This window comes from Shewanella mytili (assembly GCF_046765975.1).
In the GTDB taxonomy this organism is placed as follows: Bacteria; Pseudomonadota; Gammaproteobacteria; order Enterobacterales; family Shewanellaceae; genus Shewanella; species Shewanella mytili.
Genome location: NZ_JBKOUD010000034.1, coordinates 1 through 1,379, shown reverse-complemented (window position 1 = coordinate 1,379; position 1,379 = coordinate 1). Strand labels below are relative to the sequence as shown.

The following is a 1,379-nucleotide window of genomic DNA, read 5'->3' as shown; positions in this document are numbered from 1 at the left end:
CACAGATGATTTACCGAATAACGGCGCTTATTGCTCTGATTCAGCTTCTCGATTAACGAGAGTATTTCATGGAGTCCGACATCAACAGAGCAGAAGCCTTTTTTAAGATTTCCTTCTCTAATTCAAGGCTTTCAATTTGCTTCTTCAATTCACGAATTTCACGTTGCTCGGGCGTCATAGGCGCTGCCTGCGGGGTTTTCCCCGCACGTTCTTCTCGCAATTGTTTAACCCATTTGCCCAGAGTTGAATAACCAACTCCCATGGCTTCGGCCGCTTCTCTATTCGTATAACCTTGGTCAACAACCAGTTGTGCTGTTTCCAGTCTGAATTCAGGGCTGAAATTCGGGCCTTGTTTCTTTGTCATTTTGTCACCTAACTTTCTAATGCCGCCATCATAGCAGCTCTAATTAGATGGCCAAATTCAGTATGCCACTACATCTTCACTATTTCAGACATTGCTACAGTATCTACTGCGGCATTTGAAAATTACAGAGGCAAACCCAATGACGCTCAATGTGCGCGGGGTTTCGAGTTTAATGTTCAACTTGAAAATTTAAAAGACTATACGGTTTTTAGACCTGTAGATAGAGCTTGTGGAACTAATATCTCTTTAAAGCTCAAGCCAGACGTAGTCATTGACGATATTTACATTGCGCTTAAGAATCAGATACTTTGTTCAATGGTTCCTTTGACTCTTGAGTTGGATGGAAATGAAGAACGTATTGAGGTAGAGGTACCTGATGTAAATGAAGAGCTACTTTTCGGAGTGCGCCGTCAGAAAGCTAGCAGCTTAGATATTAAGGTCTTTAAATTCCATGAAACAACGCCTAAAGCATCTTTGAAGTTTGGATTGGCATATAGAATGGAAAATAATAAGGCAACATTTACATCTGAGCCGAATAAGAGCATGTTTAATGTGATGGAAGGTCATGGAATGCATAGTGTAGTGGCATAGTGAATTTGGCCACCTAATTAGAGCTGCTATGATGGCAGCATAACAACGTTAGGTGACAAAATGACAAAGAAAAAAGGCCCGAATTTCAGCCCTGAATTCAGACTGGAAACAGCACAACTGGTTGTTGACCAAGGTTATACGAATAGAGAAGCGGCCGAAGCCATGGGAGTGGGTTATTCAACTCTGGGCAAATGGGTTAAACAATTGCGAGAAGAACGTGCGGGGAAAACACCGCAGGCAGCGCCTATGACACCTGAGCAACGTGAAATTCGTGAATTGAAGAAGCAAATTAAACACCTTGAATTAGAGAAGGAAATCTTAAAAAAAGCTTCTGCTCTGTTGATGTCGGACTCCATGAAACACTCTCGTTAATCGAGAAGCTGAATCAGAGCAATAAGCGCCGTTATTCGGTAAATCATCTGTG

Annotated in this window: 1 protein-coding gene and 2 pseudogenes; 2 read left to right on the top strand and 1 reads right to left on the bottom strand. The window is 42.1% G+C overall.

Going from position 1 to position 1,379, the window contains the following annotated elements; translation table 11 throughout:
* A pseudogene (locus tag ACIDEJ_RS15225) lies at positions 1–364 on the bottom strand (transposase); the annotation flags it as partial.
* A gap of 315 nt (positions 365–679) precedes the next feature.
* Here ACIDEJ_RS15225 and ACIDEJ_RS15220 point away from each other — a divergent pair.
* The gene (locus ACIDEJ_RS15220; RefSeq protein WP_411988888.1) at positions 680–955 is read left to right on the top strand and encodes a hypothetical protein; all 276 of its coding nucleotides are present in this window, start codon (positions 680–682) and stop codon (positions 953–955) included.
* Between the two features lie 60 nt (positions 956–1,015).
* Positions 1,016–1,379: pseudogene (locus ACIDEJ_RS15215) on the top strand (transposase); the annotation flags it as partial.

Excerpts from the sequence above, each read along its gene's own strand:
- ACIDEJ_RS15220 (WP_411988888.1), top strand. The coding sequence starts at position 680 with ATGGTTCCTTTGACTCTTGAGTTGGATGGAAATGAAGAACGTATTGAG.